Source organism: Variovorax sp. Soil_C_12 (assembly GCF_057657375.1).
Genome location: NZ_JBDGIO010000003.1, coordinates 246,898 through 260,137, shown reverse-complemented (window position 1 = coordinate 260,137; position 13,240 = coordinate 246,898). Strand labels below are relative to the sequence as shown.

Below are 13,240 nucleotides of genomic sequence, written 5' to 3'. Positions count from 1 at the left end.
AACGAGAACGCGAGATGCAATTCCCCGAGTCCTGGTTGCGCGAGTTCTGCAACCCGCCCATCGACAGCGAAGCGCTGGCCGAGACGCTCACCATGGGCGGCCTCGAGGTCGAGGAGCGCCGGCCCGCCGCGCCGCCCTTCACCAAAGTTGTGGTGGGCGAGATCAAGGAAGCCGCGCCGCATCCCAATGCCGACCGTCTGCGCGTGTGCCAAGTCGACGCCGGCCAGGGCACGCTGCTGAACATCGTGTGCGGCGCGCCCAACGCGCGCACCGGCATCAAGGTCCCATTGGCGCTGGTCGGTGCAGAGCTTCCGCCGGGCGAGGACGGCCAGCCTTTCCAGATCAAGCTCGGCAAGCTGCGCGGCGTCGAAAGCCAGGGCATGCTGTGCTCGGCGCGCGAGCTCAAGCTCAGCGAGGACCACGGCGGCCTGCTCGAGCTGCCGGCCGACGCGCCGGTCGGCGCCGACGTGCGCGAGCTGCTCAAGCTCGACGACACCCTGCTCACCCTCAAGCTCACGCCGAACCTCGCGCACGGCCTGTCCGTCTACGGCATCGCGCGCGAGCTGGCTGCATTGACCGGCACGCCGCTCAAGACGCCGCCGATCCCGCCGGTGGCAGCGGCCGTCTCGGACAGGCTGCCGGTCAAGGTCGAGGCCCCGGACCTGTGCGGCCGCTTCTCCGGCCGCATCGTCCGCGGCGTCGACACCAAGGCCGCCACGCCCGCCTGGATGGTCGAGCGCCTGGCGCGCTGCGGCCAGCGCAGCGTGACGCCGCTGGTCGACATCTCGAACTACGTGATGTTCGAGTACGGCCAGCCCAGCCACATCTTCGACCTCGACAAGATCCACGGCGACGGCTTGGTCGTGCGCTGGGGCAGGGCAGGCGAGCAGCTCAAACTGCTCAACGGCAGCACAGTGACGCTGGACGAGCAGGTCGGCGTGATCGCCGACGAGCGCAATCAGGTCGAGTCGCTGGCCGGCATCATGGGCGGCGACGCGACCGCGGTGTCCGACGACACCCGCAACATCTACGTCGAGGCCGCGTTCTGGTGGCCCGAGTCCATCCAGGGCCGTGCGCGCCGCTTCAACTTCTCGACCGACGCGGGCCACCGCTTCGAGCGCGGCGTCGATCCGAGCCGCACGGTGCAGATCATCGATCGCATCACGCAACTGATCATCGAGATCTGCGGCGGCCAGGCCGGCCCGATCGACGACCAGACCCTGCGCCAGCCCGAAGCGAAATCCGTCACGCTGCGCGTCGCGCGTGCCGCGCGCGTGATCGGCATGCCGCTGACCCAGGCCCAGTGCCGCGACGCCCTGCGCCGGCTCGGTTTTCCGATCGAGGAGGGCGACGGCGTGCTGGTGGTCACGCCCCCGCCGCACCGCTTCGACCTGCTGATCGAGGAAGACCTGATCGAGGAGGTCGCGCGCCTCGTCGGCTACAACAACCTGCCCACCGTGGCCCCGCTGGCACCGATCACCGCCCGCGTGCCGCCCGAGGCGCAGCGCAGCAACTTCGCCGTGCGCCACCGGCTCGCCGCGCTGGGCTACCAGGAAACCATCAACTTCAGCTTCGTCGAGGCGCATTGGGAGCATGAGCTCGCAGGCAACGCCGACCCGATCAAGCTGCTGAACCCGATCGCCAGCCAGATGAGCGTGATGCGCTCGTCGCTGATCGGCTCGCTGTTGCAGGTGCTGAAGTTCAACCTCGACCGCCGCGCGCCGCGCGTGCGCGTGTTCGAACTGGGTCGCGTGTTCCTGCGCGACGACACGGTCGCCACCACCGACGGCACCGTCAAGGGCGTGCACCAGCCCATGCGCGTGGCCGGCCTGGCCTGGGGCGACGCCGAGGCCGAGCGCTGGGACGGCAAGCCGCAGCGCGCCGACTTCTACGACCTCAAGGGCGACGTCGAGGCCCTGCTGGCGCCCCGCGTCGCAAGCTTCGAGGCCACCGAGCATCCGGCACTGCATCCGGGCCGCGCCGCGCGCGTGCTGCTCGACGGCCGGCCGGTGGGCGTGATCGGCGAGCTCCATCCGCGCTGGCGCCAGCAATGGGAGTTCGCGCAGGCGCCCGTGCTCTTCGAACTCGAACTCGATGCCGTCACCGCGCGGCCGGTGCCCGTGGCCAGGCCGGTGCCCAAGCACCAGGCGGTGGAGCGCGACATCGCCGTGGTGGTGGCCGAAGCCGTCGCGCACGACGCGCTCATGCGGACCATCCGCGCAGCCGCCGATCCCGCCCTCCTGCGCGACGCCGTGCTGTTCGACATCTACCGCCCGCCGGTGGACCGCGACGCGCCCGTGGGCCCCGGAGGCCTGGCGCGCGGCGAGAAGAGCATGGCCGTGCGCCTGCGCTTCAACAGCGACGGCGCCACGCTGACCGACGAGCAGGTCGAAGCGGCAGTGGCCGCGATCCTCGAACAACTGAGCGCGCGGCTCGGCGCGCACCTGCGGGTATGAAGCTCATGGATTTCACGCTCGAAGCCCTGGAAACGCCGGCACTGACGAAGGCGCACCTGGCCGATCTTCTGTTCGAGCAGATCGGCCTCAACAAGCGCGAGTCCAAGGACATGGTCGAGGCCTTCTTCGACCTGATCGCGCGCAGCCTGATCGAGGGCACGGACGTGAAGATCTCGGGCTTCGGCAATTTCCAGATCCGCGTGAAGGCGCCGCGTCCGGGCCGCAACCCACGCACCGGCGAGGCCATCCCGATCGGCGAGCGCCGCGTCGCGACCTTTCACGCGAGTGCCAAGTTGAAGGAGCAGATCCAGGGCAGCGCCGGCGACGAAGGCCCGCAGGAGGTCGAGTGGAGCCTCGGCACCGAATAGTGCTTGGCCCTTGTGCCCAGCGTGGAGTAATCTCTAAGGTTCCTCTCGCACCACCTTGATTTCAATGGAGAAAACGCTCCTGCCGCCCATCCCCGTCAAACGCTACTTCACGATCGGTGAAGTGGGCGAGCTGTGCGGCGTGAAGCCCCATGTGCTGCGCTATTGGGAGCAGGAGTTCACCCAGTTGCGGCCGATGAAGCGGCGCGGCAACCGCCGCTACTACCAGCACCACGAGGTGCTGATGATCCGCCGCATCCGCGACCTGCTCTACGACCAGGGCTTCACCATCAGCGGCGCGCGCAACAAGCTGCAGGAGATGGTGCAGTCCGAGCGCGACCGCCGCAAGGCCGGCGAGGTGCCGCTCGAAGGCATGGAAGCGGTGGAGATCGACCAGGAGGAGTTCGACGCCGCGCTCCAGGAAGACTTCGATGCGCCCGGCAGCGCCGCGGGTCCGAGCCTCGACCTGTCGCAGCTGCTGCGCCTGAGGCGCGAGCTGTATGAAATTCGCGAGTTGCTCAGTCCGAGCCACTGAAAACCGCAGGCTATAATCGCGAGCTTCGGTGTGTGGCGCAGCCTGGTAGCGCACTTGCATGGGGTGCAAGGGGTCGAAGGTTCGAATCCTTTCACACCGACCAAACGACAGAAAGAAAAAACCGGTCAGCAATCGCTGACCGGTTTTTTTATTGGCCGCCCGCACGGCTTCATGGCAATGCCTTCGCGGCGCACAGCCGACAGCCCGCCACTACTGCGGCTGCAACCCAATCTCCTTCGCCACCTTCTGCCAGCGCTCGGCCTCCGCCCGCATGAAGCTGCGCAACTCGCCACTGCTCGAGGCCTTCAGTTCGACGGCCAGCGCCGACAGCCGCTCCTTGACCACCGGCTGCGCGAGGGCTGCCGCGGCCTCCTTGCGCAGGTGCTCGACCACCTCGAGCGGCGTGGTGGCCGGCGCCACCATGGCCCACCACTGGTCGATCTCGACGCCCTTGATGCCGGCCTCCGCCAGCGTGGGCACGTCCTTCAGCGCCGGCATCGGCACGCGCCGCGGGCTGGCCACGGCCAGGGCGCGGATCTTGCCGGACGCGAGCAGGCTGGCGCCGCTGGCGAGCGTCGCGAAGTGGCCCGCCACCAGGCCGGCCGCGACGTCGTTGAGTGCGGGTGCCGAGCCGCGGTACGGCACCATGTTGAAGCGGATCCCGCTGCGCGTGGCCAGCAGCTCGGCGGCGAGATGGCTGACGGTGCCGGCGCCGCTGTGCGCGATGGCCGGCGGCGAGGCTGCGGCAGCCGCTGCCTTCATGAAGCTCCTGAAGTCCTTCGCATCGGCGCCGGTGCCGCCGAAGAAGACCAGCGGCGAGGTGCCGATCATCGTCACCGGCGTGAAGTCGCGCAGCAGGTCGTAGGGCAGGCGGGTCATCACCGCCGGCGCGATGGCATGCGGGAGCTCGACGATGGCGGTCGTGTAGCCATCCGGCGCGGCGCGGGCAGCGGCCTCTGTGCCGATCTGTCCGGCGGCACCGGGCCGGTTGTCCACGACGACGGAAACCCCCATCGCGCCGCTCATGCCCTGGGCGATGGCGCGTGCGATGGCATCGGTGCTGCCGCCGGCAGCCCAGGGCACGATCAGCTTGATCGGCCGGTCCGGAAAGGCGGCCCAGGCCCTTGGCGCGGCGGCCATCAGCGCGGCCGCGCTCAGGAAGGTGCGGCGATGCATCGGTGACATGAAGACTCCTTGAAGCTCTTAGACAGGATCGGGCCAGCTCGGATCGCGCGAGGCATCGGCGGTGAGCATCAGCACCACGTGGTCGCCCGCGGCGATCGCGCCGCGCTCGCGCAGGCGTTGCAGTGCGCCCAGGCCGGACGCCGCGCAAAGCTCCGCGCTGACGCCCGCCTGCGTGAGCAGGCGCCGGGCCGTGCGGGCCTCGTCGTCGCCCACCACCACCGCGCCGCCGCCGCTGGCCACCACCGCCTGCCATTGGAGGAAGGTCACCGTGGCGCCGGCGGTGGAGAACTGCGCGGTGCGTCCGGGATAGTCGGCCTCCAGCGCGCCGCCCTCGAGCACGTGCGAGAGCCGGGCGAAGGGCTCGACGGCCCAGATGCGCGGCAGCTTCGCGATGCGGCCGGCGGCGAGCAGGTCGCGAAAACCGGCGAAGAGGCCCCAGGCCAGGTCGCCGCGCGCCGTCGGCACGATCACATGGTCGGGCAGGCCGCCCTGTTCCAGGCATTCGTGGGCGATGGGCTTGTAGCCCTCGATCGCGAGCGGCGCGCTGCCGAGCGCCGGCAGGCTGTGGTTGGTGAGCGCGAAAAAGCCCGCGCGCTGCGCACGCTCGCGCACGAAGGCCCAGCGGCCGGCGTTGTCGGCGAAGGCGAAGCGCCGGGCGCCCGCGATCTCCAGGGCCTTCGCGTAGGCAGCCGGCATGTCTTCGTAGGTCGCGACCTCGCAGGTCAGGCCGGCGAGCTGCGCGTAATGCGCCGCCGAGACTGCGGCGTTGCCCGAGGAGGCGAGCACCAACGTGTGGGCGCCGAAGTCCAGCGCCTGCGAGACGCCCACGGCGGTCATCCGGTCCTTGTGCGAGCCGGTCGGATTGCAGGACTCGTCCTTGATCGCGAGGTGCGCGATGCCGAAGCGGCGCGCCAGCTCCGGCAACGCCAGCAGCGGCGTGTCGCCTTCGCCCAGGGTGAAGCCTTGCGTGTACGGCAACAACGGGACCGAGGCGGCGGCCGCGTGGGCCGCGTCGTAACCGTAGCTCGCGCGCAGGCTCACGTGCTTGCCTTCGGCGCGGCAGGCCGGGCAGCCCTCGTGCGTCAGGCGGATCGGATAGGGGGCGTTGCAGCGCAGGCATTGCAGGCCGCGCAGGAGCGGATTCCTGATCGGCCGGGCCGGCTGCATGGGGGCGCGAAGCGCAGTGCTCATTGCTTGGGCTTGCTTTCGTGGCTGGGTGAATCGATGTCCTCATCCTAGGCGCGGGCAAATAAAATGAAAGTGGCCCATCTACTCATCCGATAACGCAACTTATCAATGCGCTTTACCGAGATCGAAACCTTCCGGGCGCTGATGCGCAGCGGCACCACGCGCAAGGCCGCGGCGCAGCTGCAGGTAACCCAGCCCGCCGTCAGCCAGTCGCTCAAGCGGCTCGAGACCCAGTCCGGCATGGTGCTGTTCCAGCGCATCGGCGCGCGGCTGGTCCCCACGCCGGAAGCGCATGCGCTCTGGACCGAGGTGGAGCGCGTGTTCATCGGCATGGACGCCATCGAGCACCGGTTGCGCAGCCTGCGCGACTTCGGCGTCAACCAGCTCCAGCTCAGCTGCTATCCGGCCTTCGGACTCGGCTTCATGCCGCGCGCGCTGGCGCGGCTGAAGGCACAGCGCGGCGAAGGCGCATGGCCGCAGGTGTCGCTGCAGGTGCTGAGCTCGAAGGACGTGCGCGACCGCGTGGCCATGGGCATCTCGGATTTCGGCCTCATGGCCGACGAGCTGCCCCTGGAGGGCATCGAGCATTCGACCTTCGCGCGCATGCCCGGCGTCATCGTGATGCCGCAGGGCCATGCGCTGGCGCGCTTCAAGACCATCAAGCCCCAGCAGCTCGCGGAGCTTCCGTTCCTTGCCCTGAACCCCGAGGACCCGGCGCATCGGCGGCTCGAGGCTGCCATGGCGTCGCAGGGCATCGCCTTGCGGCTGGCTGCGCAGACGCCCTACGCGGCCAGCGTCTGCGAGATGGCGCTGCAAGGCCTGGGTGTCGGCCTGGTCAATCCGATCACCGCGCTCGACTATGCCGAGCGCGGGCTGGTCGTGCGCAAGCTCTCGATCGACGTGCCCTTCGCCTGCCTGCTGGCCTTGCCCGCCGGCAAGGTGCTGTCGGCCACGGCCCGGGCCTTTCTGTCCGTCATGCGCCAGCAGCTGGCGGAGGACGGGCAGCGGCTGCAGCGCTATCTGCGCTGAGCCGTCGAGGGGCGTCGATCGTTGCGTGGTTCGCGTCTTTTCACGACACTCCCTGCTCCGACCCACCCCAAGGAAACCCCATCATGCCCACCATCACCACGCAGGACGGCACCACCATCTACTACAAGGACTGGGGCAAGGGACAGCCCATCGTGTTCTCCCACGGCTGGCCGCTCTCCGGCGACGACTGGGACAACCAGATGCTGTTCTTCCTCGGCCAGGGCTTTCGCGTGATCGCGCACGACCGCCGCGGCCACGGCCGCTCGACGCAGACCTGGACCGGCAACGAGATGGACACCTACGCCGACGACCTGGCGGCGCTCACCGCGGCGCTCGACCTCAGCGATGCGATCCACGTCGGCCACTCCACCGGCGGCGGCGAGGTGGCGCGCTACCTGGGGCGCCACGGCTCCAAGCGCGTGGCCAAGGCCGTGCTGATCGGCGCCGTGCCGCCGATCATGCTGAAGACCGCCGCCAATCCCGGCGGCCTGCCGATCGACGTGTTCGACGGCATCCGGGCCGGCGTTGCCGGCAACCGCGCCGAGTTCTATCGCGACATCACCTTGCCCTTCTACGGCTACAACCGGCCGGGCGCCAAGATCTCCGAGGGCATTCGCCAGCAGTGGTGGCTGCAGGGGATGATGGGCGGCATCAAGGCCCACTACGACTGCGTCAAGGCCTTCTCGGAGACCGACTTCACGGAAGACCTCAAGAAGATCGACGTGCCGACCTTGGTCATGCATGGCGACGACGACCAGATCGTCCCGATCGGCGCCTCGGCCCTGCTGTCGGCCGAGCTCGTGAAGGGTGCGCAGCTCAAGGTCTACCCGGGGCTGCCGCACGGCATGTGCGCCACGCATCCCGAGGTGATCAACCCCGACCTGCTGGCCTTCATCAAGGGCTGAACCTCTGGGCGGCGGTTTTGGCGACCGCGGAGCCCGCCGGACCCGCAGACCCTAAGATGCCGGTCCGGAACGGGCAACGCAGACACATGGATCGCTGGACCGAAATCGAACTGTTTGTGCAGACCGCGGAGCTCGGCAGCCTGTCGCGCGCTGCTGAGGCAGTGGGCCTGTCGAATGCCGCGGCCAGCCGCCACCTGGCCTCGCTCGAAGCGCGGCTGGGCGCGCAGCTGGTGCAGCGCAATACGCGGCGCCTGGCCCTGACCGAGATGGGCGAGAGCTACTACGGCCGCTGCAAGACCATCCTGGCCGACCTGCGCGATGCCGACGCGACCGTCAACGCGACGGCGCTCGACCCGATGGGCACGCTGCGCGTCACCGCGTCGCTGTCCTTCGCGATGCAGCACATCGCGCCGCTGCTGCGCGCCTACACCGGGCGCTACCCCAAGGTCACGGTCCATGTGGAGGCGGCCAACCGCTACCTCGACCTGATCGACAACAACATCGACGTGGCGATCCGCACCCGCGAGTACGAGAGCGATTCCGGCATCACCATCCGCAGCCTGGCCGAGACCCGCCGCGTCCTCGCCGCCTCGCCAGGCTACCTGGACCGGCGCGGCGCGCCGCGCACGGTGGAGGAACTGGCCGTGCACGACCTGCTGCTCTACACCTACAGCAACAACCCCGACGAGCTCGCCTTCCGGCGCGGCGAGGAGCAGCGCACGATCAAGGTCAAGGGCCTGCTGGAGTCCAACGACGGCCAGGTGCTGCGCGCGGCTGCGCTCGACGGCCTCGGCATCCTGGTGCAGCCCAAGTACATCGTCTACGAGGACATCGTCGCCGGCCGGCTGGTGCCGGTGCTCGACGACTGGGACTTGCCGCGCCTGCGCATCAACATCGCCTTCCAGAGCCGGCGGCACATGTCGGCGAAGGTGCGCACCTTCATCGACTTCCTCGCCGCGCATTTCGAGCGCATGGACTACGAGCGCAAGTGGACCAGCTTCGATGCGGTGGCGGGCGGGGAGGGGGGCGTTGCTCAGCGCGGCGGCGCGCCTTCGTAGGCGCGCTGCAGCAGCGCGCGGATGGCGCCGCGCTCGGCCGGGCCGAAGGGGCGCGGGTTCCAGTAAGGGTTGCTCACCGCGAGATCGGCGGCGCGGTCCAGGTCGGCTTCCTTCATGCCGATGTCCTTCAGCGCAATCGGCGCGCCGTTGTCGCGCGCCAGCGCCTGCAGGCCCTGCGCCGCGTCCGCCGTGCCGAGAGCTCTTGCGATGCGCTGCATCGCGCCCGGCGCCGCTTCGGCATTGAAGGCGATCGCATGCGGCAGCACCACCGTGTGCACCTCCGCATGCGGCAGGTTGAAGCTGCCGCCCAGCGTGTGGCACAGCTTGTGGTGCAGGGCCATGCCCACGTTGCCCAGCACGCTGCCGCACAGCCAGGCGCCGTAGAGGGCGTCCGACCTCGCCTCGATGTCCTCGGGGCTGCGCCGGATCGCCGGCAGCGCCCGCGCGATGGCGGCGATGCCTTCTTCGGCCATCAGGTCCATCACCGGGTTGCTGTCCTGCGCATACAGGCCCTCGGCCGCGTGCGCGATGGCGTTGATGCCGCTGGTCACGCTCAGGCCCACCGGCAGGCTGCGGGAGAGCTCGGGGTCGTAGATCACGGTGCGCGGCAGCACTCGGAAGTCCTTGCCGGTTTTCTTGAGTCCGGCCTCGGTCAGGCCGTAGATGGGCGTCATCTCGCTGCCGGCGTAGGTGGTGGGAATGGCCAGGATGGGCAGGCCCGAGTCCAGCGCGATGGCCTTGCCCAGGCCGGTGGTGGAGCCGCCGCCGATGGCCACGGCGCAGTCGGCGTCGAGCTTGCGTGCGACTTCGCGCGCCTCGCGGGCAGTCTCGATGGGCACATGCATGACGGCCCGGTCGAAGATGCCGGCGGCCTGGGGGCCGAGCAGCTCGGCCACGCGCTCGGCCTGGGTGCGCTGCTCGGGCGTCGAGAGCACCAGGGCGCGCCTCGCGCCCAGCGCCTCGATCTCGCGGCCCAGGTGGGCAAGGCTGCCGGCGCCGAAGACCACGCGCTGCGGCTGGCTGGTGTAAACGAAGGAGGAGGTGGAGCGCATGACGCCGATGGTAGGCCGAAGCCCCCGCGAGCCGCCAGGGCCCGGAGCCTGCCTTTGCGCAAAACAGTTTTCCGCTGGAGCCCCTGTCCGCGACTGCGCGGCGGTCCCATAGTCCCCCGGCTGAGATTCCAAGGAGACCCCACATGCGCAACCTCGACGAAGACACCATCACCCAGGCCGTGCTGGCCCGGCACACCGGCGCCCCCGATGCCCGGCTGCGCGAGATCATGACCAGCCTGGTCCAGCACCTGCACGCCTTTGCGCGCGACGTTCGGCTCACCGAGGCCGAGTGGTTCGAGGGCATCCGCTTCCTGACCGAGGCGGGTCACATCACCGACGACAAGCGCCAGGAATTCATCCTGCTGTCCGACACGCTGGGCCTGTCGATGCTGGTCACGGCGCTCAACAACCGCAAGCCGCGCGAGTGCACCGAGGCCACCGTGTTCGGGCCCTTCCACGTCGAGGGCTCGCCCGAGTACCCGCTGGGCGCCGATGTGGCCAACGGCGCGCGCGGCGAGCCCTGCTACGTGCGCGGCCGGGTGCTGGCGCCGGACGGCAGCCCGGTGCCCAACGCCGAGCTGCAGGTCTGGCAGGCCGATGCCGACGGCCTCTACGACGTGCAGTACAAGGGAGACCATGAGCATCGCGCCCGCGGCACGCTGCATGCGGATGCCGAGGGGCGCTTCCACTTCAAGTCGATCCGGGCCGAGGCGTATCCGATCCCGCACGACGGGCCGGTGGGCCGCATGCTCGAGGCGCTGGGGCGTCATCCCTGGCGGCCGGCGCATCTGCATTTCATGATCACGGCGCCGGGCTTCCAGCGGCTGATCACGCATGTGTTCCGCGACGGCGACCAGTACCTGGACTCCGATGCCGTGTTCGGCGTGCGCCGCTCGCTGATCGCCGACTGGGTCGAGCATCCGCCCGGCCGCACGCCGGACGGCGGCACCAGCGAAGTGCCGTTCTACACGCTGGATTTCGACTTCGTGCTCGCCCAGGCGGCCTGACGGGGGGCCGCGGCCTTCAGTGAAAGAGTGCGCATTCCCTGAGGTCCGCGGGCCCCAGCACGATGGGCATGGAAGGTGCTGCCCGGTAGCGCTCCAGGGCTTTGGCCTCGATGCAGTCGAAGTAGGCCTCGCAGGTACCGGGCAGGTCGAGGTCTTCGTCGGGGCTGTCGCAGAGGCCGCGCAGGGCGGTGTCGGAGACGTGGGCCATGATGCGGGGGCCGTCGAGGCCGTCGGGATAGATGGCGAACCGGACGGTTTTGGTCTCGGCGCAATGGATCGCTTCGCAGTTCATTGTGTTCTCTTGTCAGAGCCTCTCTTTTTTCGCGTCGCGATTTGACGCTGCCGCGCAGGCCGTGCGGCGCGGCATACTTCGCGAGCCGAGGAAAGACGGCGCCTACAGAGACACATTTCGCCCATGGACGACCCTTTCGAGCTGCAGCGCTTCGTCGATGCGCAAGACCCCGTGATCGACGAGGTCCGCGGCGAGCTGCGCACTGGCCGCAAGCGCAGCCACTGGATGTGGTTCGTGTTCCCGCAGCTGGCGGGCCTTGGCCACAGCGCGATGGCGCAGCGCTACGCCATCGCCTCGCTCGCCGAAGCCCGCGCCTACCTGGCCCATCCGCTCCTCGGGCCGCGGCTGCGCGACTGCAGCGCGCTGGTGCTCGCGGTCGAGGGCCGCGGCGTCCACCAGATCTTCGGCGCGCCGGACGATATCAAGTTCTGGTCGTCCATGACCCTGTTCGATAGGGCCGATCCGTCCGATCCGGTCTTTCGCGCCTGCCTCAACAAGTACTTCGGCGGCCGGCCCGATCGCGGGACGCTGTCCCGGATCGAAGGCGGCGATGGGGGCTGAACGCGCGATGCGCCTTGGCACCTGGGGCAGGGGAATCGGCTGGCTCGCCGCCCTGGCGCTGTTTTTGCTGCTGGCCGGCTGCGCAGGCCTGCCGAGGGACGTGGAGCGCCCGCCCTCGTACGCGGTTGCCGACACCGCGAACACGGCGCTCGGCCGCCTGGCCGTGGCCGGTGCACCGGATGGGCAGCAAAGCGGCTTCCGGCTGCTGCCCATGCCGGCCTACTCGATGCATGCGCGGCTCGAGCTGGCGCGGCGCGCGCAGCGCAGCATCGACATCCAGTACTACCTGGTGCAGAACGACGAGACCGGCCGCTACCTGCTGCGCACGCTGCGCGACGCGGCCGAGCGCGGCGTGCGCGTGCGCGTGCTGATCGACGACCTCTACACGGCAGGCGCCGACACGCTGCTGGCGAGCCTGGCGGCCCATCCGAACGTGGAGGTGCGCATCTTCAATCCCTTCCCGGCCGGGCGCGACCGGCTGCTCACGCGGCTGGGGGCCTCGCTGCTCGACATCGACCGCATCCATCGCCGCATGCACAACAAGCTCTTCGTCGCCGACAACGCGATGGCGGTGGTGGGCGGGCGCAACATCGCCAACGAATACTTCATGCGCAATGCCGGCTCCAACTTCATCGACATCGACACCTTGGTGACGGGTGCCGTGGTGCCGCGGCTGTCCTCGCTGTTCGACATGTACTGGAACAGCCCCTTCGTCTATCCGATCGAGTCGCTGGCGCAGGTGGAGGGCACGCCCGCGCAGCTTCGCCAGCGCTTCGAGGAGATGACCTGGGACGCCGCGATCTGGGCGCCGCAGACGCCGATCGAGCGCGACCTGCTGGGCTATCAGGCGCTCGCCGAGGACCTGGACGCGGGCGAGCTGTCGCTGATCTGGGCGCGGGCCGAGGCCTATGCCGACACACCGCACAAGGCACTGGGCCCGCGCGAGGCGCGGCCGCGCGTTGCGGCCGATTCGCCCGAGGGCGTGCTCTTCAACGTCCGGCGCTACGTGCGCGCGGCCGAGCGCGAGGCGCTGGTGACCACGCCCTACCTGATCCCGGGGCGCGGCGGCATGGAGTCCGTGCGCCAGCTGCGCGAGCGCGGCGTGCGCTTCACGCTGGTGACCAACTCGCTGGCCGCCACCGACGAGTCGCTGGTGCACCTGGGTTACCGCCGCTACCGGCCCGAGCTGGTGCGCCTCGGCGTGGAGCTCTACGAGCTGAGCCCGAAGCGCGTCGAGCAGACGCAGCGCTTCGGCATCTTCGGCTCGGCCAGCGGGCGGCTGCACGGCAAGTCGGCGGTGGTCGACGGCAAGGTGGTGTTCATCGGCTCGCTGAATTTCGATCCGCGCTCGGACCTGCACAACACCGAGCTGGGCCTGTTCATCCACAGCCCGCAGATCGCGGCGCAGCTCACCAGCCTGGTCGGCTTCATCACCATGGATGCGGCTTACCGCGTGCGCCTCGGACCGCGCGGGGATGTCGAATGGGTGAGCCCGTCGGAAGACGGCGGGCCCGACGTGGTGCAGCACACCGAGCCCGAGACCGACTTCGGCTCGCGCCTGAAGCTGGAGCTGCTCGCGCCGCTGGTGCCGGAAAGCCTGCTCTAGC

General features: G+C 69.7%; 13 protein-coding genes and 1 tRNA gene. 10 read left to right on the top strand and 4 right to left on the bottom strand.

Going from position 1 to position 13,240, the window contains the following annotated elements; genetic code table 11:
* Positions 1-14: 14 nt before the first annotated feature.
* The 4 genes from pheT (at position 15) to AC3A6X_RS09905 (ending at position 3,459) form a co-directional block, all read left to right on the top strand.
* The gene (pheT, locus tag AC3A6X_RS09920; protein ID WP_487842033.1) at positions 15-2,456 is read left to right on the top strand and encodes a phenylalanine--tRNA ligase subunit beta; all 2,442 of its coding nucleotides are present in this window, start codon (positions 15-17) and stop codon (positions 2,454-2,456) included.
* The gene (locus tag AC3A6X_RS09915) at positions 2,453-2,824 is read left to right on the top strand and encodes an integration host factor subunit alpha (RefSeq protein ID WP_487842032.1); all 372 of its coding nucleotides are present in this window, start codon (positions 2,453-2,455) and stop codon (positions 2,822-2,824) included. The genes pheT and AC3A6X_RS09915 overlap by 4 nt, the downstream gene beginning before the upstream one ends.
* Positions 2,825-2,888: 64 nt before the next feature.
* Entirely contained in the window at positions 2,889-3,356 is a 468-nt protein-coding gene (locus tag AC3A6X_RS09910; protein ID WP_309971653.1) for a MerR family transcriptional regulator, read from the top strand.
* Between the two features lie 26 nt (positions 3,357-3,382).
* Positions 3,383-3,459: transfer RNA gene (locus AC3A6X_RS09905), tRNA-Pro, on the top strand.
* 107 nt (positions 3,460-3,566) lie between these two features.
* Here AC3A6X_RS09905 and AC3A6X_RS09900 read toward each other — a convergent pair.
* Entirely contained in the window at positions 3,567-4,541 is a 975-nt protein-coding gene (locus tag AC3A6X_RS09900; protein ID WP_487842031.1) for a tripartite tricarboxylate transporter substrate-binding protein, read from the bottom strand.
* An 18-nt stretch (positions 4,542-4,559) separates the two neighbouring features.
* Entirely contained in the window at positions 4,560-5,732 is a 1,173-nt protein-coding gene (locus AC3A6X_RS09895; protein ID WP_487842030.1) for a pyridoxal-phosphate dependent enzyme, read from the bottom strand.
* Between the two features lie 105 nt (positions 5,733-5,837).
* On the opposite strand from AC3A6X_RS09895, the gene AC3A6X_RS09890 reads away from it, so the two are divergent.
* From AC3A6X_RS09890 to AC3A6X_RS09880, 3 genes are all read left to right on the top strand, one after another.
* Entirely contained in the window at positions 5,838-6,758 is a 921-nt protein-coding gene (locus AC3A6X_RS09890) for a LysR family transcriptional regulator (protein WP_487842029.1), read from the top strand.
* 83 nt (positions 6,759-6,841) lie between these two features.
* On the top strand, positions 6,842-7,663 hold the full coding sequence (locus AC3A6X_RS09885; RefSeq protein ID WP_487842028.1) for an alpha/beta fold hydrolase: 822 nt from the start codon (positions 6,842-6,844) through the stop codon (positions 7,661-7,663).
* 86 nt (positions 7,664-7,749) lie between these two features.
* A complete protein-coding gene (locus tag AC3A6X_RS09880; protein ID WP_487842027.1) occupies positions 7,750-8,721 on the top strand; it encodes a LysR family transcriptional regulator in 972 nt (323 codons plus the stop codon).
* On the opposite strand, the gene AC3A6X_RS09875 is transcribed toward AC3A6X_RS09880, so the two are convergent.
* The gene (locus AC3A6X_RS09875; RefSeq protein WP_487842026.1) at positions 8,697-9,773 is read right to left on the bottom strand and encodes a maleylacetate reductase; all 1,077 of its coding nucleotides are present in this window, start codon (positions 9,771-9,773) and stop codon (positions 8,697-8,699) included. The genes AC3A6X_RS09880 and AC3A6X_RS09875 overlap by 25 nt on opposite strands.
* Before the next feature lie 143 nt (positions 9,774-9,916).
* Here AC3A6X_RS09875 and AC3A6X_RS09870 point away from each other — a divergent pair, with 143 nt between their 5' ends.
* Positions 9,917-10,780 (top strand): intradiol ring-cleavage dioxygenase, encoded by an 864-nt coding sequence (locus AC3A6X_RS09870; protein WP_487842025.1) that lies wholly within the window; start codon positions 9,917-9,919, stop codon positions 10,778-10,780.
* Positions 10,781-10,796: 16 nt separating this feature from the next.
* On the opposite strand, the gene AC3A6X_RS09865 is transcribed toward AC3A6X_RS09870, so the two are convergent.
* Positions 10,797-11,072 carry a hypothetical protein gene (locus tag AC3A6X_RS09865; protein ID WP_487842024.1) on the bottom strand — a complete coding sequence of 92 codons (276 nt, stop codon included), beginning with the start codon at positions 11,070-11,072 and terminating at the stop codon, positions 10,797-10,799.
* A 123-nt stretch (positions 11,073-11,195) separates the two neighbouring features.
* On the opposite strand from AC3A6X_RS09865, the gene AC3A6X_RS09860 reads away from it, so the two are divergent.
* Positions 11,196-11,633 (top strand): DUF1810 domain-containing protein, encoded by a 438-nt coding sequence (locus tag AC3A6X_RS09860; RefSeq protein ID WP_487842023.1) that lies wholly within the window; start codon positions 11,196-11,198, stop codon positions 11,631-11,633.
* Positions 11,623-13,239, top strand: a complete 1,617-nt coding sequence (locus tag AC3A6X_RS09855; RefSeq protein WP_487842022.1) for a phospholipase D family protein — start codon at positions 11,623-11,625, stop codon at positions 13,237-13,239. The genes AC3A6X_RS09860 and AC3A6X_RS09855 overlap by 11 nt, the downstream gene beginning before the upstream one ends.
* Position 13,240 lies beyond the last annotated feature (1 nt).

Excerpts from the sequence above, each read along its gene's own strand:
- AC3A6X_RS09910 (WP_309971653.1), top strand. The coding sequence starts at position 2,889 with ATGGAGAAAACGCTCCTGCCGCCCATCCCCGTCAAACGCTACTTCACG.
- AC3A6X_RS09875 (WP_487842026.1), bottom strand. The coding sequence starts at position 9,773 with ATGCGCTCCACCTCCTCCTTCGTTTACACCAGCCAGCCGCAGCGCGTG.
- AC3A6X_RS09900 (WP_487842031.1), bottom strand. The coding sequence starts at position 4,541 with ATGTCACCGATGCATCGCCGCACCTTCCTGAGCGCGGCCGCGCTGATG.
- AC3A6X_RS09890 (WP_487842029.1), top strand. The coding sequence starts at position 5,838 with ATGCGCTTTACCGAGATCGAAACCTTCCGGGCGCTGATGCGCAGCGGC.
- AC3A6X_RS09860 (WP_487842023.1), top strand. The coding sequence starts at position 11,196 with ATGGACGACCCTTTCGAGCTGCAGCGCTTCGTCGATGCGCAAGACCCC.
- AC3A6X_RS09880 (WP_487842027.1), top strand. The coding sequence starts at position 7,750 with ATGGATCGCTGGACCGAAATCGAACTGTTTGTGCAGACCGCGGAGCTC.
- AC3A6X_RS09865 (WP_487842024.1), bottom strand. The coding sequence starts at position 11,072 with ATGAACTGCGAAGCGATCCATTGCGCCGAGACCAAAACCGTCCGGTTC.
- AC3A6X_RS09915 (WP_487842032.1), top strand. The coding sequence starts at position 2,453 with ATGAAGCTCATGGATTTCACGCTCGAAGCCCTGGAAACGCCGGCACTG.
- AC3A6X_RS09855 (WP_487842022.1), top strand. The coding sequence starts at position 11,623 with ATGGGGGCTGAACGCGCGATGCGCCTTGGCACCTGGGGCAGGGGAATC.
- AC3A6X_RS09885 (WP_487842028.1), top strand. The coding sequence starts at position 6,842 with ATGCCCACCATCACCACGCAGGACGGCACCACCATCTACTACAAGGAC.
- AC3A6X_RS09895 (WP_487842030.1), bottom strand. The coding sequence starts at position 5,732 with ATGAGCACTGCGCTTCGCGCCCCCATGCAGCCGGCCCGGCCGATCAGG.
- pheT (WP_487842033.1), top strand. The coding sequence starts at position 15 with ATGCAATTCCCCGAGTCCTGGTTGCGCGAGTTCTGCAACCCGCCCATC.
- AC3A6X_RS09870 (WP_487842025.1), top strand. The coding sequence starts at position 9,917 with ATGCGCAACCTCGACGAAGACACCATCACCCAGGCCGTGCTGGCCCGG.